The sequence below is a fragment of the Bacillus sp. (in: firmicutes) genome (genome assembly GCF_031983925.1).
GTDB classification, from domain to species: Bacteria; Bacillota; Bacilli; order Bacillales; family Bacillaceae_G; genus Bacillus_A; species Bacillus_A pacificus.
In genome coordinates this window covers 1-22297 of the sequence record NZ_DALYZR010000015.1, presented here as the reverse complement: position 1 = coordinate 22297, position 22297 = coordinate 1, and the positions used below count along the sequence as shown (strand labels likewise).

The window sequence follows — 22297 nt, the reverse complement described above, 5'->3', positions numbered from 1 at the left end:
TTATTACAAGAAGTTTGTAAATACTCTAAATATTATAGCATTTAAATGTAAAAAAGCGAAACATTTCCTGAAAATAAATGAACATGTTATCATATAGAATGAAAAAGTGTGAAAAGAGGAGGCAAGGGATACGATGGTACATATGCATATTACAGCATGGGCGTTAGGTTTAATTTTATTCTTCGTTGCGTATTCACTTTATTCAGCAGGAAGAAAAGGTAAAGGTGTACATATGGGGCTTCGCCTAATGTATATCTTCATTATTGTGACGGGATTCATGTTGTACATGAGTATTGTGAAAACAGCAACAGGTAGCATGCACATGTGGTACGGTTTAAAAATGTTAGCTGGTATATTAGTAATCGGTGGAATGGAAATGGTTCTTGTAAAAATGAGCAAAAACAAACCAACAGGGGCGGTTTGGGGCTTATTTATTGTCGCGCTAGTAGCGGTAATTTATCTAGGACTGAAATTACCGATTGGTTGGAAAGTATTCTAATAAAGAAAATAAAACCACCTTATAATCTCAAAGACTTGGGAGATAAGGTGGTTTTTTATTTTATGTCGCATCGATATGCAACTCTTCTCCGTTCACTTTTGTAAAACGAAACATATTTTTATTTGATGTAGCGTGACGAACGAAATGGTGCTGTAGTGTACAAATCATCTCTTCGTTATCAAACAAAAGAATATTTACTCCTTCGCATGCTTCCTCTTTCGGTAAAAAGGATAAATAATTATGACAATACATACAATCATATAAAGAGTAATGAAGTGATTGCAATGCCTCTGTTAATAAGGAAAAGACAGAGTCAGGTAATTCCTCAAGCCATTCCGTATAGCTAAGGAGTAATTTTTTACGAATGCGTATCATTTCCCCATTTTGCAAATGGTGCTGTTCGTTGGCAATTTGTAATATATCTTGTTCATAGAAACGAGCTGGTAGCCAGTTGTTGTTATATAAAATTTCAAAGCCATCACCGGCAATATCTTCTAATAAAAATGCTTCCTCATTTTCATCATCAAAGAATACCCATTCATTGTTTATATATTCTACATTACCGACTGTATGAGCGCGAGGTTGGTTATATAAAATATGGTTACGTTGTATCATACATGATTTCTCCTTTATGAAAAGTAGTTATTTCTGTTATAGACAGTTCATGCGTTCTTTATAACTAGACACATCTACACATAGGTGGGCATACAATAAAACACGTTTTACTGAGTGAAGATGCTATTCCATATGTGGATAGTAGGTTATCGGCAATTTTTTTATTTTTAAATCCGCACTCTTAGGGTGGGGATTACTGCACGTTCAAGAAAAGAAATAAGATGGAAGGATGATTTATATGTGCGGGATTACAGGATGGGTGGATTATAAACGCTCATTAGAAGGAGAACGGGACGTCGTTACGAAGATGGCTGAGACGTTAGCGAAGCGTGGCCCAGATGATAATAAAGTTTGGATTAAAGGAAATGTTGCATTTGGACATAAACGGTTAATCGTTGTTGATCCTGAAGGTGGGAAACAACCGATGACTTGTTTAAAAGGTGAAACGAATTATGCAATTTGCTATAACGGTGAACTGTATAATACGGAAGATATTCGAAAGGAACTATTAAGAAGGGGATATACGTTCAAAGGTCATTCTGATACGGAAGTACTATTAGCGTCGTATATGGAATGGAAAGAAGAATGTGTCGATCATTTAAACGGTATATATGCGTTTGCCGTATGGGATGAACAGAAAGAACAAGTGTTTATCGCGCGTGATCGATTAGGTGTAAAACCACTATTTTATAAATATGATAGTGGGCGATTACTATTTGGTTCAGAGTTAAAAGCGATATTGGCGCACCCAGATGTGAAGGCGGAAGTGACGTTAGAAGGATTATCCGAAATATTCGGCCTTGGACCATCTAGAACGCCTGGTCACGGTATATATGCTGGTATAAAAGAATTACGTCCAGGTCATGCGATGACATTTTCAAAGAACGGTTTATGTATATGGAGATATTGGAATGTAGAAAGTAAAAAGCACGAAGACTCCTTTGAAGAAACAGTAGAGAAAACACGCTTTTTATTACAAGATGCGATTACAAGGCAGCTCGTTTCTGATGTACCACTGTGCACTTTTCTATCTGGTGGTGTAGATTCGAGTGCGATTACAGCAATTGCTGCGAAAGAATACGAAAGATCAGGAAAAGGGCAATTACACACATATTCAATTGATTATGAAGATAATGACAAATATTTTAAAGCGAATGCATTCCAGCCAAATTCAGATGCACCATTTATTCATTTGATGACGGAGACGTTTCAAACGATTCATCATCGATGCGTCATTTCAAATGAACAATTGGCGCAGTATTTAACAGAAGCTGTACTCGTTCGTGATTTGCCTGGTATGGCAGATATTGATTCGTCATTATTATGGTTTTGTCGTGAAATTAAACAAGATTTTGTCGTCGGTTTATCTGGGGAATGTGCAGATGAAATATTTGGTGGTTATCCGTGGTTTTATAGAGAAGATGATTTACAATCGAGTGCATTTCCGTGGATGCGTTCTACAGAAGCACGTGAACAATTGCTAAAGAAAGAATGGAGAAATAAATTAAATTTACAACAATATGTACAAAGGCGCTATGAAGAGTCCATTCAAGAAGTTCCTATTTTAGAGGGAGAAAGCCCAATTGAAGCAAAGAGAAGACAATTATTTTATTTAAATATGGTATGGTTTATGACAACATTATTAGACAGAAAAGACCGTATGAGTATGGGCGCAAGCTTAGAAGTACGCGTTCCATTTGCGGATCACCGACTTGTCGAATATGCGTGGAATATTCCTTGGGAAATGAAAATGTATAAAAATCGCGAAAAAGGTCTATTGCGTAAAGCACTAGAAGGATTACTTCCAAATGACATCTTATATAGAAAGAAGAGCCCGTATCCGAAAACGCATAATCCGCACTATACGAAAGCAGTAACGGTGTGGCTACAAGATTTATTAACGGATAAAGGCTCGATTTTACACGAACTATTTGATAAAGAACAGCTGAGCGGATTAATTGAGTCAGGCGGCAGCGCATTTCAAACACCTTGGTTCGGTCAATTAATGACTGGGCCTCAGCTTTTAGCTCATTTAGCGCAAATTCATGTTTGGTTTAAAGAATACGGGGTAAATATTAAAGAATAGAAGAAAAGCGACTTACTTTATATGTAAGTCGCTTTTTATTAAAAAAATTGTCATATAAAATTCAAAATCATATTATAAAAAATACTTATTTAGAATAATTATTTTGACGTACTTATTATTAGTTGTTATAATTGGAAACAAATGTTCTTGAAAAAGATTCTCATTTATAAAATTGAGGTGTTATATAGATGGCAAAGAAAAAAATAGGTTTACTCGTAATGGCATATGGAACGCCAGAATCATTAGAGGATGTAGAAGCGTACTACACACATATTCGCCACGGGCGCAAACCTTCTGAAGAAGCACTCCAAGATTTAATTGGGCGTTATAAAGCGATTGGCGGAATTTCACCACTTGCAAAAATTACGAAAGAGCAAGCGCATAAATTAACAGATTCAATGAATAATATATTTACAGAGTATGAATTTAATTGTTACTTAGGATTAAAACATATAGCCCCATTTATAGAAGATGCAGTAGAAGAGATGAAGCGTGATGGGATTGAGCAGGCGATTAGTATCGTATTAGCACCGCATTATTCTACATTTAGCATTAAAGCGTATAATGACCGTGCTATTCGTCTTTCGGAAGAAATTGGTGGTCCTGTTATTGAACCAATTGAACAATGGTATGATGAACCAAAATTTATTTCGTATTGGGCAGATCAAATAAAAGAAACATTTACAAAGATTGAAGATAAAGAGAAAGCAGTTGTCATTTTTTCTGCGCATAGTTTACCAGAGAAAATTATTGCGGCGGGTGATCCTTATGTGAAGCAATTGCAGCATACGGCGGATTTAATCGCAGCAGCTGCAAACATTCAAAATTATACAATAGGTTGGCAAAGTGCCGGAAATACACCTGATCCATGGATTGGACCGGATGTGCAAGATTTAACGAGAGATTTATTTGAGGAGCATAGATATGAATCTTTCATATATTGCCCAGTTGGCTTTGTCGCAGAGCATCTAGAAGTTTTATATGACAACGATTACGAGTGTAGAGTTGTAACGGATGAAATAAATGCTGCGTATTTTAGACCGAATATGCCAAATTCACAATCCATATTTATCGATTGCTTAACTGAAATTGTTTCCAAAAAAATGAAAGAAGTAGTTGACAAAGATTTAGTTTTGAATAATAATTAGATTATAATAATTTTAAATAAATAATAATTACTATGAAAGAAAGAGGAGGATCCCCCTAGATGAATCCAAATAATCGTTTAACAACAAACCAAGGTGCTCCGGTTGGAGACAACCAAAATTCTCGTACAGCTGGTCGCCGTGGACCGGTATTATTAGAAGACTATCATTTAGTAGAAAAATTGGCTCACTTTGATCGTGAACGTATTCCAGAGCGTGTTGTGCACGCACGTGGTGCAGGTGCTCATGGTGTATTCGTTACGAAAAATAGCATGAAGCAATATACGAAAGCAGCATTTTTACAAAATGAAGGAACTGAAACGCCTGTATTTGTTCGTTTTTCAACGGTTATTCATGGTCAAGGTTCTCCAGAAACAGCTCGTGATCCACGTGGGTTCGCTGTTAAATTTTATACAGAAGAAGGAAACTATGATATCGTAGGTAATCATTTACCGGTCTTCTTCATTCGTGATGCAATTAAATTCCCTGATATGGTGCATTCTTTAAAACCAGCACCTGATACAAATATTCAAACACCAGATCGTTACTGGGATTTCATGACGTTAAGTCCAGAATCTACACATATGATGACATGGGTATTTTCTGATTACGGTACACCAGCGAGCTATCGTGAAATGGAAGGTTTCGGTGTACATTCATTTAAATGGATTAATGCAGAAGGTAAAATTGTCTACATTAAATATCACTGGAAACCACAGCAAGGTGTACGTAACTTAAGTGCAAAAGAAGTGCAAGAAGTACAAGGAAAAGACTTCAACCATGCAACTCGTGACTTATTCGATGCAATCGAAAAAGGAAATTATCCGAAGTGGGATTTACACGTACAAGTGATGCAACTAGAAGAAACGGATTCTTTAGATTTCGATCCGTTAGATCCAACGAAAGTTTGGCCAGAAGATCGTTTTCCATTAATGGAAGTAGGGACAATGACGTTAAATCGTAACCCGAAAAACTTCTTTGCTGAAGTAGAACAAGTGGCGTTCTCTCCAAGTGCAACTGTAAATGGTATTGAACCATCTGAAGATAAATTATTACAAGGTCGTTTATTCTCTTATCCAGATACACAGCGTTATCGCCTTGGTGCAAACTACTTACAAATTCCTGTAAACTGCCCATATGCAGCTGTTCATAACCAACAACGTGATGGTGCGATGCAAACCAATCAAAACCCATCTACAATCAACTACGAACCGAGCCGTCATGCTGAAAATCCAGTTGAAGACCCAGCTTACCGCGATTCAACTATGAAAGTAGAAGGCTATGTATCTCGTGAGAAAATTGACAAACCAAATGACTTCAAACAAGCTGGTGAGCGTTACCGTTCATTCTCTAAAGAAGAGCAAGACAACTTAATTGCAAACTTAACAAATGACTTAAAAGACGTAAATGAACGCACGAAATTACTAGCTGTTTGTAACTTCTTCCGTGCAGATCAAGAGTACGGTATGCGTTTAGCGCAATCATTAAATGTTGATATTACGCAATATGTAGGAAATGCTCCGAAATAAATTGGAAAAGACGACTGTTAAACGGTCGTCTTTTTTGTGTAAAAGATATTTTACATGATGGGTAAAAGGTGTTATACTCTTGTCAAATAAGTTTTACATATAAGAGGTGTATTTTGATGGATGTTTTGATTTTTATTATTGCGTTAAGTGTCTTTTTATTTGTAGTGTTTGCTATTATAAAAATGTTTATAGCGATTGGGAAACAAGGTGATGAGCGTGCTGTATTTATAAAAAACAAAGCGATGGCTGAGACGTTTCAAATTGCAATGGGGCTAATGGTACTTGAGATGATCCCTTTTATTTATCATCGTTTTAATGAAACGGTAGGAACACCGTTTAATCCAGTTCGTTTTTTAGCTGTAATAGCGATTGCATTTCTTATTATATTAAGTTTGAATAAAAGTAAGTATGGTGATTCGTGAGTGACACGGGGTATTTTACTTTTAAGTCATGTCGAAATTTGCTGGTAAATCGATATCCTGTGTCGAAACGTCGATATATTGAAATAATCGCTGATATATTTGAAAAATCGTCGATATATCCGAAGAATCGCCGATATATTCTACCAAATACTAGATGGGGTATTTCGAGATGCGAATATAAACAATATGTAACGGTTCCCCTACATTCGATAAAGCTAAGCAGCCTGAGTTCTACAATAGATAGGAACTCAGGCCTTTTTATGCGAAAAATTTATGAAATCTTTTTGGGACAAAACTGAGGACGAGGAAAAGTGCGATTTCACCTAAAATAGCGACAATGATATTAAATAAGAAGGTGCGGAAATTTGTAGTGATATGATTAAGAATTGCGTATTTCCAATAGGATAAGCTCATGAAAATCACTCCCTGAGGCATTTTTTATAGTATATAAAATTTGTTTCGTAAAAGTGCATGTCTTAGTTTGTGATTTGTAAAAAAACAAAACGAATTCTCAATATAATCTCAATAATTGAGCAAGAATAATGTGGAATATATTACCTGTATACTTGCATAAGAATAGAAAAGTTCACAAAACCTTTTTCTGAATTAACATAAAATTTACAAAAAACTAATAAATTGTTGAAATAATGCAAATGAAAATATATACTCGATATATACTTTTTACAAAAAAAGGATGTGACAAAATGGATTACACGTTTACTTAGCTTGGATAGGATTGATTCAGTTTACAGACTCAAAAATAATGAAGTGAGGAGAAATGTACATGTTTCGATTTATGAAATCACCAATCGGTATAGCTGTTGGGGTAGCAGCAGTTATATTGGCGTCACCGAAAGCGAGAACGGGGTTAAGAAAATTAGCGGTAAAAACAGTAGCTGCTTTTCTCGGGGCAAAAGAACAAATAAAAAGTGCTGGTTCAGAAATGGAAGAAGCTCTGCCGAAAGTTAAAGAAGCGGCACGAAAAGCGGCGGTAAAAACAGTATCACCGATTATCGGAGCGGTAGAAGCAGTGCCGATTACAATTTCTAAATTCCAGGAAAAATGGGCATCTCGTGTAAATGCATATCATTCGAATGAGAGTGTAGATTATGAAAGCCTACCTGTTACTCCTTAAATAGTAAGTGATGTTATTTCATTTACAAGAATAAGGAGGATGATGATGCAGAGTAAATCATTGAAAACGAGATTTATACGATCGTTACCTGGAAGAATTCGAATTGAAATATATAAACTGAAATACAATACAAATATGGCGAACTTGATAGTAGAACGTTTTCGTGACGTGGAAGGTATTTATCAAGTAAGTCCCTCTATTTCTACGGGAAGAGCCCTTATTACTTACGATATCAACAAGACCTCTCTACATACAATTTGTGAAATAATTAAACTCCTAGAAGAACAAATTACAAAAAATAATAACCTTAATAATATGGAAGAAACGAAGAAAGTAGAAGATTCTTCATCTAGTGTAATTTCTTACGAGAAAAAAGGTGAAGGTGTCCCGTTACCGTTAGCGCTTTCTGTCGCTGGATTAGGTGCATTTGGTATAAAGCAATTATTTATGGGAAGGTCAGCTTTAGCTAGAAGTCCAGGGCTTTTTTATGTATCGGGTGCTTTATCCGTTGTAACAGGATATCCGTTTCTTAAACGAGGATTCAAAAAAATGGTTGCTAGCAAAAAAGTGAATTCTGATTTAGTGCTTGGCATAGGAACGCTAGCGCTAGCACTTGCGCGAGAAAATATTATCGTATTAGCGGGACTTAGTCTATTAAACTATTTAAATTGGAAGCGTAGTCAGGCGAATATAAATGAAGAAACAGATTCGTACAAAGAAAGGATTTTATCCCCGGAGATTAAAGCATACAGTGAAAGACAATCGAAATGGGGTATGCTTTTTGGCGGAGCAACATGGGCATTTACGAGAAATCCGTTACGCGGAATGGCGGTTTTATTAGCTGCGAATCCAAAACCTGCTGTTTCATCTGCTGAGTATGCGTGGCGACAAGGGGATCTCGTTGCGCGAGAAAGAGGATACGTTATTCCAAATGAAGGGTCATTATCTCAATTGTCTCGAACGAGAACGGTCGTATTTGACGATGTGTCTCGTATATTCCGTAATGAAGAAGCGGAGATTAGCTGCGTTTCAGAAGATGAAGGGCAAGTTTTGTGCACGGCAGCTTCGTTACTAGAGAAAAGTGAGCATGATTGGAAAGATGAGGTTGTGCAACGAGCGAAGCAAACAAGAAGAACGTTAAGGAAAGCTTTTGAAGTTGAAGCTGATGATGAAGGGATAAAAGGTGAAATACAAGGTATGCCATCTTTTGTCGGTAGTAAAGAATTTGCAGAACGAAATGGTGTAGATATAAGCCTATATGAGTTAGAAGCGAAGAGACTAAGCAAAGAAGGGTTTAACATTCAGTTTGTAGCAAAGGGTCAAAAATGCCTCGGATTGTTAGTTGGATCAAAAATAACAATTGTTCCTGAGTTTGCACATATCTTTCATAAGTTAAACGAAAATAAATGGGCAATAGCTGTTATGGGAAATAGTTTAAATATAAATGAGGATGTTCTTACGCAATACGGTATAGATACAAGCTGGCGACATAGCGATGTTGTAGAACGTGTAGAGCGTATCCGTTTGAATGGGGAAGAAGTGTTATTTGTATGTGAGGAAAAGATTGAATTTCCGTCAGTAGCTCACTATGAAATGAAAAATATTTTCCAATCAATAGCGTATGCAAAACGAATAGATATGCTAGTGAAGGAACATTTTCGAGTAGCAAAAATGTGGAATATTGCTGGAGAGATGTTGGCTGTTTGGTCTATATTTACTGCACCTGTCATCGCTTTAATGGCGAATGCTCTATCTTTAACATTTTTATCTAGAGCAAAGCGGGTGAGTGAGAAGATTTTTTCTAATAAAGAGATAGTAAATAAGAACGACTCGTCAGTGAGAGAACCTTCTACTAAATGGTATACACTCTCGCAAGAAGATGTAATAAATGATTTACAAGTGGAGAAACAGCGAGGATTAAGTGAGCAAGAAGTGCAAGTGCGACAAGAAAAGTATGGGGTGAATACAATTGAACCGAAGCAGTCTGTTTCTTGGATTGTTTCATTTATGGGCCAATTTAAAGAGTTTACATCGCTTATTTTACTTGGAGCAGCTGGATTGTCTGTATTATCAGGCGGTGTGTTTGACGGGTTAGCAATGGGCATAATCCTCGTTGTCAATGCGGTAATTGGAACTCTTCAAGAGCGGAAGGCCGAAAAAGTAGTGGAAGCTTTAAATCAATTCCGTGTGCCGAATTGTATAGTACTTCGAGAAGGGGAAGAAGTAGAAATAGCAAGTAGTGAGCTTGTTCCCGGTGATATTGTTTGCCTGCAGGCTGGAGACCGTGTACCTGCTGATCTTCGTACTATACATTCTTGGAATTTGGAAGTGAATGAAGCAATGTTAACAGGGGAGTCTCTACCTGTTGAGAAGAAAGTGGATGCTATAGGAGAAGAATGTTCGTTAGCGGAGCGGAATAATATGCTCTTTATGGGTACGTCTGTAACGCGCGGTAAGGCGAAAGCTATAGTAGTGGAAACAGGGATGAATACAGAAATGGGCTATATGATTTCCTTGATGAAAGGAGAAGAAACAGAACCTACACCACTCCAGCAAAAGGTGACGTCTATTAGTAAAACGTTCATTAAAGGGGCTTTTGTAGCTGGTGGTATTGTACTTGTAGCGGGGTTACTACGTGGTTTACCAATTACGCAAATGATTACAACATCGGTTGCTCTTACAGCATCAGCTGTTCCAGAAGGTTTGCCGATTATGATTACAATCGCTTTAAGCGCAGGGATATTCCGTATGCAGAAGCAAAATGCGCTCGTTCGGAAGCTTTCCAGTTTAGAAACGTTGGGTAGAACAACGGTTATTTGCTCTGATAAAACAGGTACTCTTACGAAGAACGAAATGACGGTTAAAGTGATCGCTACGCCAAATCGTGTATGGAGTGTATCTGGTGACGGATATGAACCAGTTGGTAAGATTTCGGATGTAACGTCATCTAAAGTCGCTGCTGCTGTAGAGATGGAAGTAGAAGAAGTGACTTATCATGAAAGTGAAAACACACCATTAGAACATCCAGATTTAGTTCGCGTTCTGCAAATTAGTGTTCTTTGTAATAATAGTAAATTAGAACAAGAGGAGGATCAGTGGATTGTGAAAGGTGACCCGACTGAAGGAGCTTTGTTAAGTTTGGCCTCTAAAGTGGGGGTGTCACATGAAGATATGAAATCATTTGAACGACATCATGAAGAACCGTTTGACTCTGAGACGAAAATTATGAGTGTCGTTTGTAAGGAAAATGAATCAATCTATAAGTTTTCGAAAGGGTCTGTAGAGGCGATTCTTACTAGATGTAAATGGTATCAATATAATGGCGAAATCTATCCGTTATGTGATGAGGAAAAAGAAGTGATTTTACAACAAAATGAAGGTTTTGCAGAACAGGCGCTGCGAGTATTAGCGTTTGCGTATAGTAATGGTGAAAATGATGACCTTATTTTTGTTGGATTAGTTGGTATGATTGATCCGCCGAAACCTGAAGTGGAAGAGAGTATTCGTGAAGCGATTGAACTTGGTGTAAAACCAGTCATGATTACTGGGGATCATCCTACTACGGCGATCTCTATTGCGAAGCAGACTGGCATTTGGAATCGTGATGATCGTGTTTTAACAGGGATAGAAATTGATAATTTAACAGATGAAGAGTTGGAAAATATCGTGAAAAACACGTCTGTGTTTGCGCGAGTAACACCAGCCCATAAATTACGCATAGTAACTGCATATCAAGCTGACGGTCAAATTGTTGCGATGACTGGAGATGGTGTGAATGATACGCCTGCTATAAAGAAAGCGAACATCGGTATTGCAATGGGGCAAACGGGAACAGAAGTAACGAAAGAGGCTGCCGATCTTATATTGAAAAAAGATCATTTCGGTTCCATTGTGGAAGGGGTAAAAGAAGGTAGAACGATCATTGGTAATATTCGAAAAGCGGTTGGGTGTTTATTAACGGGAAATTTAGCTGAAGTATTAGTGACAAGTGCAGCAGTTATTGCAGGAATGCCCATTCCGTTAGTGCCAATTCAAATTTTATTAATGAATCTTATTACAGATGCTTTACCAGCGATGATTTTAGCTGTAAATCCTGGAAACAAAACGAAGCAAACGAAACGTCAAGATATTGTTGATAAAGAGCTATACAAAAAGGTTGTAACGCGAGGCATACTGCTTGGAGCGGGTTCACTTGCTTTATTCGGTATGAGCTTAGCAGCTGGCGTGCCTCTTGCGGTAACGCAAACATCAGCATTTGCTGCATTAGTTGCAGGTCAACTTATTCAAACATTTTCTTGGAGACAAGAAGGGTCAGATGAAACGATGCGTGATTGGTCAAAAGATCGTTTCTTTGTAACAGCATTAGGAACGTCTTGGCTTGTATTATTATCAGCTATATATGTTCCGCCGTTTGCTCGTATATTCCATACCGTTCCATTGACATTTATGCAATGGGTACCTGTTCTTCTTGTAGCAGGCACAGTATCTCAAATTTCAAAACCTATTATTAATTTAGTTTCATATAAGAATGATGATTCGAAAAAATTGGCAGTTAATGAACTAGCATTATTAAAAACAGTGTAAAGGAGTAATGAAGATGATACGAAAAATTGTTATTGGGTCTACTTTAGCGTTAGCGAGTGCCGCTTTATTACCTGTTGTAAGAAATACACTTCGTCCACTTGCTGAATCAGGTACAAAAGTTGTGAAATCTACTTTTGAAACAATTAAAGAAGAAGTAGAAGATATTATCGTAGAAGCGAAAATGGATAGAATGCAAAAACAATTTGAGAAAGAACTTTCTTATGTTGAAGATGATTATGCTGAAGAGCAAGAGGTAATAGAAGCGGCTGCAAAGGTTGAGGAAAAGGAGGAAGTAAGAAATGACGCATAAAGTTGTTGAACAAAATGTAGATTACCATTTAGAAAAAGCGTTAGAGCATTTTGAACAGGCGTTAGACTTGAGTGTAAAGGTAGCATCAGAAAATAAAGAGATGCAAAAAGAGATTGCTACTAAAATGGGGTCTTTTACAGGAGAAATTTTTCGATCTGTTCGTGAAAAAGGAAAGGTGAATCGCATGAATATAATGAAGTGGTTCACGCTACCACGTTTGTAAACAGGGCCGTTAATTGGAAGGGATATAGGGAGTTTTGTCTCCCTTATCCATATTCCGTACTATGTATGTCACGTTAGTTTCCGGAATGTTCAACAATATGAAGGGGTGAACGAAATGGCAGCGTGGATAATGGTATTGGCATTAACATTTTCATCAAGTATCGATAACTTAGGAGTAGGAATTTCTTACGGCATTCGAAATATAAAAATTAGTCATCTATCAAACTTTATTATTTCGATAATTTGTTTTTTATTTAGTGTAGTAGGAATATATTTTGGCTTATGGCTGTCAAAAATTTTACCTGGGATTATGCCTGTTGTAATCGGTTCGTTCTTATTAGTGATAATTGGTCTCCGAATTATTTTACTAGCAATTCCTCGTAAAGTTCCGGTGCAAGAGACTGAGGGAGAAGTGGCAAGTACAGAAATAAATGGTTTAACGAAAAATATCGGTAAATCTGGTGAAATCGGTTTTGTAGAATCTATTTTTCTTGGAATTGGTTTGTCTGCGAATGCACTAACGAATGGTTTAGGCGCGGGATTATTTGGTTTGAATCCAATTGCGATTTGTATTGCAGCCGCGGTTGGTAGTTTTATTACAGTATGGGGCGGAGTTGCGTTAGGGAGAAAGATTGCTCACGTTCGTATCGGTAAGTTCACTTTAGGTCAGTTTGGTACATTGATTAGTGGAACATTATTATTAGTTATTGCGTTTGCTGCATTTTTTGATTAATTCATAGAAGGTGAGTGAAATTGAGATTACTGTATAAAAGGCTAAAGTACTCGGAGTTAGAGTCGGAGTTGCAGTTAGTAGAAAGTGTTTTAACTTCAGGGTACTTTATTTTATTAGATTTATTCTTTGTATCTTTCTTATTGATGATACTAACCTTTTCTCTACATCATTCATTTTTTATGGCCATCGTCATATTCGTGAGTTCTTATATAATTTGCGGTAGTGTATTTGTATTATTGCGGAAATGGTTAAAATGATTTTAAAAAGCTATCTTGAATAGAAGATAGCTTTTTTGTTTGTAAAATGTAAACATATAAAGGGACTTCTACCTTGTAAATGGTCAGAAAAATTTGTTAATATAAAATGTATAGTGATGTAGTTATTTTTTATATAATAACTATGGTTATTCTCGTGAATAAAGGGGAATGAGATATGTCTCAAGATAATGAAAAAAGTAATCTTGGATTGTTGTTGAAAAAATTACTTAAGGAAAAGTCTTTATCGATGCGAAAACTTAGTGCGCTCACTAATATTGATACCGCTACAATTTCAATGATTATAAATGGTAAGCGAAAGGCGAATCCGAAGCATTTGCAAAAGTTCGCAGAGAGCCTTGATGTTCCGGTAGGTGATTTGTTTGTAGCGGCAGGTTATTCTATTGACACGAAACAGGAGGAGCAATCTGATATTCACGTTTCCATTAATAATATTGAACATTTACTTGAATCTGCTCAGCTATATGATCAAAAGTTTAGTATATCAAATGTAGAGCAGCAGTTAGCGAATTATGAACAATATTCGCAAACAGAAGAAGGGAAAGAAACAATTGAAAAGGGGTTTCTTGAAAAGATTCAAAAGGTAAGCAGTATCGGCCCATTTATTAATGATTTGAAAGAATTGTACGAGAGATTTTCGAAGAAGAAAGGAACGACTGCAGAACTTGCTTTAATGGGAAGTGCGCTCATTTACTTTATATTATCGGTCGATGTAATCCCAGATTATATATTTCCAATCGGCTATTTAGATGATGCGGTTGCGGTACAACTCGTTTTAAATGCACTAATGAAAAGATAAGATGTTTATATGAATAGATAGATAAAGATATTTATATACCAATAGTTTGGGATAATTGTATCGTTATGAATATACGAAAAAGGTGTACCCCGTGTTAGAACGGAGTACACCTTTTTCGTTTTAATTAGCCGATTTTTCTACATACTCATAAGCTTTCTCCCCATGCATTGAAATATCAAGTCCCATATGTTCCTCGTGCTCATCTACCCGGACAGGGAGGAAGAAGTTAATTGCTTTAATAATCGCGTACGTCATTATAATTGTGAACGCATATGTTGCGCCGATTGCTACAAGTTGTTTAAACAGCAACGCGGCGTTTCCGTAAAATAATCCGTTAGCGCCATCGCTGTTTACGGTAGTAGTTGCAAATAGTCCTGTCGCAATGCCGCCCCAAGTTCCGCCGATGCCGTGACATCCAAATGCATCGAGTGTATCGTCGTATCCGAATTTTGTTTTTAAGAAAAAGACCGCTCCGAAGCATAATACGCCGCCAATTGCTCCGATAAGAAGAGCTGAGAAAGGTGTAACGAACCCGCAAGCTGGTGTAATAGCGACTAGACCGGAAACGGCGCCACAAGCAGCTCCCATCGCGGTCGGTTTTGATTGGAAGAACCACTCTGAAAGCATCCAAGTTAATGCGGAGGCAGCGGCAGCTATATTTGTATTAATAAATGCAGTTAAAGCTACATCATTTAAAGATAATGCGCTTCCGACGTTAAAACCGAACCAGCCGAACCATAGCAGCCCAGCGCCTAACATCGTAAATGGTAAATGATGAGGAGACGAACCGTTTATGTTTTTTCGTTTTCCAAGGAAAATAGCTAATACGAGGCCAGCCACGCCAGATGTAATATGAACGACATTACCGCCAGCGAAGTCTAATGCGCCAAGTTCTCTTAGCCATCCGCCAACGCCCCATACCCAATGAGCGACAGGATTGTAAACGATTGTTGTCCATAGAAGGATGAAAATAAGGAAAGCTGAAAATCGCATTCTTTCGGCAAATGCTCCTGAAATTAGAGCGGGGGTTAGAATAGCAAACATGAGTTGAAACATCATAAATAAATTGTGAGGAATAGTAGATGAGTAGTCTGGATTTGGTGCGTAGGTAACTCCGTTTAAACCGAACCAATTGAATGTGCCGATAAGTCCGTGCCAATCGGGTCCGAATGATAAAGAATAACCAATTACAATCCATTGAATCGAAACGATAGCCATTGCGCTATAACTATGCATTGTCGTACTGAGTACGTTTTTACTGCGAACCATACCTCCATAAAAAAGTGCTAATCCTGGTGTCATTAACATGACCATTACTGTCGCTACAAACATAAAAACCGTATCTCCTGTATTCATTCTCTCTCCTCCTATAATGTTAGAAAAAATAACATCAATTTGTTATGTTTCATATCATATTCGAAATAAAGAGAAAAATCAACTAAAAATTCAGAAAACTTTATATGTAATGTTAGAAAATCTAACATGGGGTAATTTAATAAGAATGAAATCAACGTATGCGATTCGTTTGGATAATTGGTATAATATTCTTACAATTAAAATACATGGGGGATGCGTGTGGGGAAAATACATACTAGGAAACTATTCATTTGTTTTTGTTTAGCTGTCGTTTTGTTTGTACCAATACATACATTTGCAGACGAAAAAAGAGAGTGGCGAGACGAAGTTATATATTCCATTATGATTGATCGTTTTAATAATGGGGAACCGAAAAATGACAAACAGTTAGAAGTTGGCAATTTAGAAGGATATCAGGGCGGAGATATAAGAGGTATTATAAAAAGGTTGGATTACATAAAAGAAATGGGATTTACTACTGTTATGCTTTCGCCGCTTTTTGAAAGTGTAAAATACGATGGGTTAGACGTGCGCAATTTTCAGAAGGTAAATGAACATTTCGGAACAGAAAATGATGTGAAAGAACTTGTGCAAGAAGCTCATGCAAAAGGAATGAAAGTTGTATTTCAATTTCCACTTGGAGAAAACGAACAACAAGTAATTGACTCGATGAAATGGTGGATCAAAGAAGTTGATTTAGATGCAAGTTATGTAATACATAGTGAAAAAAAGTCGCCTGCTTTTTGGGATGATGTGCAAAAAGATATGCAAGTGATAAAGAAAGATTTTCGAGTTATGACAAAAGAAGATAGTGAATACAACGAAAAAATAGTAGATGCGTTTTCCAAAGCGGACGTATCGGTGAAACCTTTATATGATGTGAGTAAAAAAGACGGAGCAGCCGCTACATTTTTAGATAATCAAGATACAAAAAGATTTGCTCGTATTGCAAAAGAGAATATGAATTATCCACCATCTCGTTTGAAACTAGCTCTTACATATTTATTAACAACACCAGGTATTCCGAATTTTTATTACGGAACTGAAATTGCATTGGATGGAGGAGGTACGCCAGATAATAGACGATTAATGGACTTCAAATCAGATGAAAAGTTTATGCAACACATAACGAAACTTGGTGAGCTTAGACAAGCGAGACCATCTTTACGCCGTGGTACGTTTGAGCTTCTATACGATAAAGATGGAATGAGTGTACTAAAGAGAAGGTATAAAGATGAAGTCACATTAGTAGCGATTAATAATACGAAAGAGACGCAAAAAGTTGCTTTACCTGCAAGTACGATTGGTGAAAAACAAGAGTTAAGAGGATTGTTAGAAGATGAAATTATACGAGAAGAAAATGGGAAGTTTTATCTCGTTTTAAAGCGTGAAGAATCAAATGTGTATAAAGTTAATAGAGAAACAGGTGTGAATTGGTTATTTATCTCCTTAATAGTTGGTGTGAACGTATTGTTTATTGCTTTTTTAATTGCGGTTAAAAAGAGACGGAAATAAGTAACGATTTTCTTTAGTATCTCGTCTTCAGTTTAAGGTAAGGCGTTGCTCTTAATAAGTATAGGGGATCAGGTTAAAGAGAAGACTTTCTCCTTAACCTGTTTTTCTGCGAAGTAAGACTCGCGCCTCGAAATGCATCTGAGCAAAGAAGTGAAAAGAACAATAGAAGAAACAATAATTGCAACTATACTAATTTTACATTACATTAAAAGATGAAAAATAATTTTATACTCATTAAGGGTTATATTTGAGGAGCGAAAATGGAATTTTACGATTTGGGTATTACCATTAAAGAACTTAGAATTAAAAAAAATATATCACAATCCGAATTGTGTCATGGAATATGTTCACAAAGTCAAATTAGCAAGATTGAAAAAGGTGTGATTTATCCATCTAGCATATTGTTATATCAATTATCAGAAAGGCTTGGTATTGATCCGAATAATATATTTGCACTAACTCAAAACAAAAAATTAAAATATATAGAAAATGTAAAATGTGTAATGAAAGACTGCATAAGACAACATCAATATAAAGAGCTTTATGAAATAGTAACAAAAGAAAAAAACTTAAATAATTTTCGAATGAAAGAAGATAAACAATTTCTAATATGGCATGAAGCAATTGCTATATATCGTGTGAATAACTCAATAAAAACAGCTTTAACTCTTTTGAATAATGCATTAAAAATAACTGTAACGAATATTGATTTTTTAACAGAGAGAGAAATAGATATTATGCAGACAATGGCTATATTTCATGCAGAAAATAAAGAATATAAAGAGAGTATTAATATATTAAAAAGATGTTTAAACAATTTTGATAAGTTAGATTTTCCTAGAGATAAAGAAATTAAATTAAAAATTATTTATAATTTAGCAAAATGTTTAAATTACACATATCAATACGAAGAAGCAAAAAAATACATTGATAAGGGTATCAAATTAGCTATTAATCTAAATACTTTATACTTATTGGGTGAACTATACTATGAAAAAGGTTCGAATTTATTAAAGCTTGAACAATCTAATAAAGAAGAAGTTGCTGATAACATGAAAACAGCGTTATTTATATTTGAATTAACAAAAAACGAAAAAAAATTACAAATAATTAAAGAAGGATATTTCGAAAAACATAATTGCTAAATAACTACTTATAGTACAATAAAACCTACAGGAAAAGTTCCTGTAGGTTTTACACTTATAAACCTCTTAATATTTTTTATAAACTTGATTCTAAAATATTATTACTTAATATGAATTTTTTAATGAAAGTTTACTTAACGTACTTTCTATGTTGAAATCTGCATCCTTATTAACACTTTATACTTCTTTTCCTTCCATATTAAAATTAAGATGGTTCAAGTAAGAGGAAGGCAACTTAAAGTGTTTTTTATGAGCTTTATCATCAACTATTTAGTGTTTCTTTAGATTATTACATAACGTAGTTTTTTTGTACCAAGCTTTGTGAATGCAATTAGATTTATCATTTAGTGTAGTTACATTATTAGAACATCCTGTCATATGTAGAGAGAGTATAGCCAATAAAAAACATAATATTAACTTCTTCAAATAACCACTTCTAACCCTTTTATAATTAACTTTTTTTACGGAATAAGATTCCTTATTAATTTTACATTACATTGAAGGGTGGAAAATATTCTTATACTCATAAATTGTTACGCTTGAGTAGGAGAGGGATTTTGGTTTGGGATTCAATTGATAAAGAAAGTGCTTCAAGTTGAAGGGAAATGTTCTAAGGTGTCTTTTCCTTATTTTTAAAAGGTCATCCTCAATTCCATGTATAAAAAAATTCTACAATGAGACCTAGTCTAACGACGCGGTCACCTGTAAGATATTCGCATGAATAAACACTGTTCGCTCAGCAATTTTCACCGCAAATACCTTCTTGTCTTCGTCATATTGTTTCTACCCGCTAAAAAGAAAAACATCCTCTATGCAGAGGATGTTTTTCTTTTTAGCGGTAGTTAATAAATTGTACGTCAATTGGTAAATCAGCGCTACGAACTGCTGCGATAACTGCTTGTAAGTCATCACGGCTTTTCGCCGTAACACGTACTTGATCATCTTGTACTTGTGTTTTTACTTTTAATTTCATTTCTTTAATGATATTGTTAATTTTTTTTGCGTTATCTTTATCGATACCTTGTTGAAGTGTTGCGCGTTGGCGAACAGTGTTACCAGCCGCCGCTTCAACTTTTCCGTAATCTAAGTTCTTAATTGGAACGTTACGTTTTACGAGTTTAGAAATAAGAACGTCTTTTACTTGCTCTAATTTGAACTCATCGTCAGAAGTTAAAACAAGCACTTCTTTCTCAAGTTTAATATCACTTTTACTTCCTTTAAAGTCATATCGGTTTTGGATTTCTTTTAATGCAGTGTTAATTGCGTTTGTTACTTCAGGTAATTCTACTTTCGAAACGATGTCAAAAGAACTATCTTTTGCCATAGTTAGCACCTCCAAATAAATTTCTAATCTTTTTATGTACTGTACATACTAAAGTATAGCTGAAAACGAGCTTAGACTTAAGTGTTTTCATGCTTATAATGATGTAACCTCATTTTATTATAGTGAATTTTGGGCAGTTGGACAAATAAAGAGAAAATCGTGTTATAATTAACTTTTGTTTGGAATGATAAAAATATAAAAAGTTAAAAAAGTTCATTTTATATATATAGAAGGGAATTAAAAAAATATGTATTTACAAATAGGATCGATTGAACAGGTAACTGTTTTACGCGAAACGGAAATCGGATATATGGTTGGGAATGAAGAAGAAGAAATTTTCCTACATAAAAATGAAGTAGCTGGAGAAATTGAAGAAGGCGATACGATTGATGTATTCTTATATCTTGATCACCAAAATCGTATTTCGGCAACAATGAAGGAACCAATTATTACAACGTATGATTGGAACTGGGTAAAGGTTGTAGAAGTTATTCCTAGTCTAGGTGTGTTTGTTGATATTGGTGTATCAAAAGATATACTAATTCCAGCTGATGAATTCCCAATTTATATGCCAGTATGGCCAGAAGTTGGAGACGAATTATATTGTACGTTAAAATTAACGAATCGTGATCGTTTAATTGCTCTTCCAGCAAGAGATAGTGATATGCAAGAAATCGTTGTAGATGCGACACCATCTATGCGTAATAAAAACGTAAACGGACGTGTGTATCGTTCACTTCAAGTTGGTTCGTTTGTATTAACAGATGAGCATTTCCGTGCATTTTTACATCACACAGAAAGAAAAGAGCAAGTTCGCATCGGTCAACGTGTAACGGGACGAATTATTGATGTAAAAGATGACGGTACAATTAACATCTCCCTTCTTCCTCGTAAAGAAGAAGGAATGGAAGATGATGCTGCAGTGATTTATGCATATATGGAAGAACGAGGCGGAGCAATGCCGTTTTGGGATAAGAGCTATCCAGAAGACATTAAAGAACGTTTCAATATGAGTAAAGCTGCATTTAAGCGTGCACTTGGTAAGTTGATGAAAGAAGAAAAGGTTTACCAAGAAGAAGGTTGGACGTACTTTAAGAAATAAAGGAAATGGAAAAGACCTATTTTCTCTAGTTGGCTAGGGAATAGGTCTTTTTTTGTTTTTCTGTTTTCTGCAAGATATGACAAATTAATTGAATATTCTAATCATTTTCACTAATATTGAAAATATTAGGGGATTATTTTTTGAAGGGGTGAATGTATGGGGAAGAAAAAAGTAAAAAAAAAACGTTGGTATAGGTACGTAATACAACTTATCGTAGTTGCATTAATTGTTACCTCCATACCACTCAATGGATTGGCGGAAACGGCACCACCGTTTACACCATCTCCAAATTCAGAACAAAGTCCAGAAGTGGAAAAGAAAGAAGAGAAGGAGTTACCAGATCCACATCCAGATCAGTTAAAGAAGGATAAGACTAGAGTACAGAAGAATCCGACTGAGATTATAGAAGAAAGAACGGAAACAGAAAAAGTTTTCGACAATAATGATGGTACGTATACGAAAAAGGTATATACAGAACCAATTCATGTTGAGAAAGATGGAAAGTTAGAAGAAGTTTCATTGAAATTAGTAGAAGCACCAAATGAAAAAATTGTAACGGAAAATACAACATTAGAACCAGAGTTTGAGAAAACAACACAAGATGGAAAGTACGTTCAATTTAAAGTAAAAGATCATACGATTCAGTATAAATTAATGAGTGCAAATGGTGAAAAAGGTGAAGTGAAGCCATCACCGGTCACTGCGACACATGAAAATAATACAGTATGGTATAAAGGGATCTTCCCAAATGTTGATTTAAAGAGCACGACGTTTAACGAAAATGTAAAAGAAGATTTTGTCTTACGTGAATATACAGGACATCATATTTTTACGTTTGCATTAGAAACAGATTTAACACCGAGCTTACAGGAAGATGGTTCAATCGACTTCCAAAATGAGAAAAAAGAAAAAGTATTCACATTACCGAAACCGTATATGAATGATTCAAATGTGGATCAACAATCAGGTGAGGCTGTAACGTCAGATGCGGTTCGTTACAATATTGAGAAGAAAGATGAAAAAACATATACATTAACTGTTACTGCAGACCCGCAGTGGTTACAAGCACCAGAGCGAAAATATCCAGTATATGTGGATCCTTCAATTGAGGTTGATGACTTTGAAAATGCTTATGCTTCAAGTGCGTATCCAACTGTCAATTATTCAGGAGGAAAGCTCTGGGATGCTGGCCAAAATGCTTATACATTAAAAGTTGGTTATTATGACGGAGCGTCTGGGACAAACTTTTCATTTATTAAGCCAAACGTTTCAGATTTAAAAGGTGCAAAGATTGAAAGCGCCACATTTCATGCCTATGCAGTTTGGCATTATTATGGAAATCAACCAAATGGTGTATGGCTAGATGAAGTAACAGGTGGATGGAATGTTGGTGGTGTGAACTGGAATAATAAGCCAGGTTCTAACAACATTGCACAAACTGATGTGGGACGCGGAAAATGGGCCCAGTTCAATGTAACGAATACAGTGAAAGCATGGGTAG

General features: G+C 35.8%; 19 protein-coding genes. 16 read left to right on the top strand and 3 right to left on the bottom strand.

Annotated features, from left to right (window positions below):
• Positions 1-133: 133 nt before the first annotated feature.
• Positions 134-499 (top strand): YisL family protein, encoded by a 366-nt coding sequence (locus RTP99_RS24910; RefSeq protein WP_000233489.1) that lies wholly within the window; start codon positions 134-136, stop codon positions 497-499.
• A gap of 60 nt (positions 500-559) precedes the next feature.
• On the opposite strand, the gene RTP99_RS24905 is transcribed toward RTP99_RS24910, so the two are convergent.
• Positions 560-1114, bottom strand: coding sequence for a DUF2777 domain-containing protein (locus RTP99_RS24905; RefSeq protein ID WP_000616071.1), 555 nt, complete (start codon positions 1112-1114; stop codon positions 560-562).
• 238 nt (positions 1115-1352) lie between these two features.
• Here RTP99_RS24905 and asnB point away from each other — a divergent pair, with 238 nt between their 5' ends.
• The 11 genes from asnB to RTP99_RS24850 all read left to right on the top strand — a co-directional run bounded on the left by asnB (position 1353) and on the right by RTP99_RS24850 (position 14354).
• Complete coding sequence (gene asnB / locus RTP99_RS24900) at positions 1353-3200, top strand: asparagine synthase (glutamine-hydrolyzing) (RefSeq protein ID WP_000334012.1); 1848 nt, start codon at positions 1353-1355, stop codon at positions 3198-3200.
• Positions 3201-3388: 188 nt separating this feature from the next.
• Complete coding sequence (hemH, locus tag RTP99_RS24895) at positions 3389-4348, top strand: ferrochelatase (protein WP_001075098.1); 960 nt, start codon at positions 3389-3391, stop codon at positions 4346-4348.
• A gap of 59 nt (positions 4349-4407) precedes the next feature.
• Complete coding sequence (katB, locus tag RTP99_RS24890) at positions 4408-5874, top strand: catalase KatB (protein WP_046646733.1); 1467 nt, start codon at positions 4408-4410, stop codon at positions 5872-5874.
• A 116-nt stretch (positions 5875-5990) separates the two neighbouring features.
• Complete coding sequence (locus RTP99_RS24885) at positions 5991-6296, top strand: hypothetical protein (protein ID WP_000382768.1); 306 nt, start codon at positions 5991-5993, stop codon at positions 6294-6296.
• A gap of 784 nt (positions 6297-7080) precedes the next feature.
• Positions 7081-7431: a YtxH domain-containing protein gene (locus tag RTP99_RS24880; protein WP_000488240.1), complete on the top strand. Its 351-nt coding sequence runs from the start codon at positions 7081-7083 to the stop codon at positions 7429-7431.
• A 45-nt stretch (positions 7432-7476) separates the two neighbouring features.
• A complete protein-coding gene (locus RTP99_RS24875) occupies positions 7477-12015 on the top strand; it encodes a cation-translocating P-type ATPase (protein ID WP_001190927.1) in 4539 nt (1512 codons plus the stop codon).
• Positions 12016-12028: 13 nt separating this feature from the next.
• On the top strand, positions 12029-12325 hold the full coding sequence (locus RTP99_RS24870; protein ID WP_000619722.1) for a hypothetical protein: 297 nt from the start codon (positions 12029-12031) through the stop codon (positions 12323-12325).
• Positions 12315-12548, top strand: coding sequence for a hypothetical protein (locus tag RTP99_RS24865; RefSeq protein ID WP_000149057.1), 234 nt, complete (start codon positions 12315-12317; stop codon positions 12546-12548). Before RTP99_RS24870 ends, RTP99_RS24865 begins: the two co-directional genes overlap by 11 nt.
• Positions 12549-12599: 51 nt before the next feature.
• A complete protein-coding gene (gene ytaF, locus RTP99_RS24860; protein ID WP_229130798.1) occupies positions 12600-13280 on the top strand; it encodes a sporulation membrane protein YtaF in 681 nt (226 codons plus the stop codon).
• A gap of 20 nt (positions 13281-13300) precedes the next feature.
• Complete coding sequence (locus RTP99_RS24855) at positions 13301-13537, top strand: hypothetical protein (RefSeq protein ID WP_071713437.1); 237 nt, start codon at positions 13301-13303, stop codon at positions 13535-13537.
• A gap of 175 nt (positions 13538-13712) precedes the next feature.
• Positions 13713-14354 carry a helix-turn-helix domain-containing protein gene (locus RTP99_RS24850; RefSeq protein ID WP_000076217.1) on the top strand — a complete coding sequence of 214 codons (642 nt, stop codon included), beginning with the start codon at positions 13713-13715 and terminating at the stop codon, positions 14352-14354.
• Positions 14355-14474: 120 nt separating this feature from the next.
• Here the strand turns inward: RTP99_RS24850 and RTP99_RS24845 are convergent, their stop codons facing one another.
• Positions 14475-15710: an ammonium transporter gene (locus RTP99_RS24845; protein ID WP_001091649.1), complete on the bottom strand. Its 1236-nt coding sequence runs from the start codon at positions 15708-15710 to the stop codon at positions 14475-14477.
• A 213-nt stretch (positions 15711-15923) separates the two neighbouring features.
• Between RTP99_RS24845 and RTP99_RS24840 the strand changes: the two genes are divergently transcribed.
• Entirely contained in the window at positions 15924-17225 is a 1302-nt protein-coding gene (locus RTP99_RS24840) for an alpha-amylase family glycosyl hydrolase (protein WP_011040104.1), read from the top strand.
• 260 nt (positions 17226-17485) lie between these two features.
• Positions 17486-18370, top strand: coding sequence for a helix-turn-helix domain-containing protein (locus tag RTP99_RS24835; protein ID WP_000397884.1), 885 nt, complete (start codon positions 17486-17488; stop codon positions 18368-18370).
• A gap of 832 nt (positions 18371-19202) precedes the next feature.
• Here RTP99_RS24835 and RTP99_RS24830 read toward each other — a convergent pair.
• Positions 19203-19694: a YajQ family cyclic di-GMP-binding protein gene (locus tag RTP99_RS24830; protein WP_001040153.1), complete on the bottom strand. Its 492-nt coding sequence runs from the start codon at positions 19692-19694 to the stop codon at positions 19203-19205.
• A gap of 247 nt (positions 19695-19941) precedes the next feature.
• On the opposite strand from RTP99_RS24830, the gene RTP99_RS24825 reads away from it, so the two are divergent.
• The gene (locus RTP99_RS24825) at positions 19942-20796 is read left to right on the top strand and encodes a CvfB family protein (protein ID WP_000281266.1); all 855 of its coding nucleotides are present in this window, start codon (positions 19942-19944) and stop codon (positions 20794-20796) included.
• A gap of 156 nt (positions 20797-20952) precedes the next feature.
• The coding region (locus tag RTP99_RS24820; RefSeq protein ID WP_312367991.1) for a DNRLRE domain-containing protein at positions 20953-22297 on the top strand (1345 nt) is incomplete at its 3' end.

What these genes read in the sequence shown, in the direction of transcription:
- asnB (WP_000334012.1), top strand. Translation starts at nt 1,353, where the DNA reads ATGTGCGGGATTACAGGATGGGTGGATTATAAACGCTCATTAGAAGGA.
- hemH (WP_001075098.1), top strand. Translation starts at nt 3,389, where the DNA reads ATGGCAAAGAAAAAAATAGGTTTACTCGTAATGGCATATGGAACGCCA.
- RTP99_RS24825 (WP_000281266.1), top strand. Translation starts at nt 19,942, where the DNA reads ATGTATTTACAAATAGGATCGATTGAACAGGTAACTGTTTTACGCGAA.
- RTP99_RS24880 (WP_000488240.1), top strand. Translation starts at nt 7,081, where the DNA reads ATGTTTCGATTTATGAAATCACCAATCGGTATAGCTGTTGGGGTAGCA.
- RTP99_RS24850 (WP_000076217.1), top strand. Translation starts at nt 13,713, where the DNA reads ATGTCTCAAGATAATGAAAAAAGTAATCTTGGATTGTTGTTGAAAAAA.
- RTP99_RS24830 (WP_001040153.1), bottom strand. Translation starts at nt 19,694, where the DNA reads ATGGCAAAAGATAGTTCTTTTGACATCGTTTCGAAAGTAGAATTACCT.
- RTP99_RS24885 (WP_000382768.1), top strand. Translation starts at nt 5,991, where the DNA reads ATGGATGTTTTGATTTTTATTATTGCGTTAAGTGTCTTTTTATTTGTA.
- RTP99_RS24845 (WP_001091649.1), bottom strand. Translation starts at nt 15,710, where the DNA reads ATGAATACAGGAGATACGGTTTTTATGTTTGTAGCGACAGTAATGGTC.
- RTP99_RS24910 (WP_000233489.1), top strand. Translation starts at nt 134, where the DNA reads ATGGTACATATGCATATTACAGCATGGGCGTTAGGTTTAATTTTATTC.
- RTP99_RS24875 (WP_001190927.1), top strand. Translation starts at nt 7,477, where the DNA reads ATGCAGAGTAAATCATTGAAAACGAGATTTATACGATCGTTACCTGGA.
- RTP99_RS24905 (WP_000616071.1), bottom strand. Translation starts at nt 1,114, where the DNA reads ATGATACAACGTAACCATATTTTATATAACCAACCTCGCGCTCATACA.
- RTP99_RS24835 (WP_000397884.1), top strand. Translation starts at nt 17,486, where the DNA reads ATGGAATTTTACGATTTGGGTATTACCATTAAAGAACTTAGAATTAAA.
- RTP99_RS24840 (WP_011040104.1), top strand. Translation starts at nt 15,924, where the DNA reads ATGCGTGTGGGGAAAATACATACTAGGAAACTATTCATTTGTTTTTGT.
- RTP99_RS24870 (WP_000619722.1), top strand. Translation starts at nt 12,029, where the DNA reads ATGATACGAAAAATTGTTATTGGGTCTACTTTAGCGTTAGCGAGTGCC.
- katB (WP_046646733.1), top strand. Translation starts at nt 4,408, where the DNA reads ATGAATCCAAATAATCGTTTAACAACAAACCAAGGTGCTCCGGTTGGA.
- RTP99_RS24865 (WP_000149057.1), top strand. Translation starts at nt 12,315, where the DNA reads ATGACGCATAAAGTTGTTGAACAAAATGTAGATTACCATTTAGAAAAA.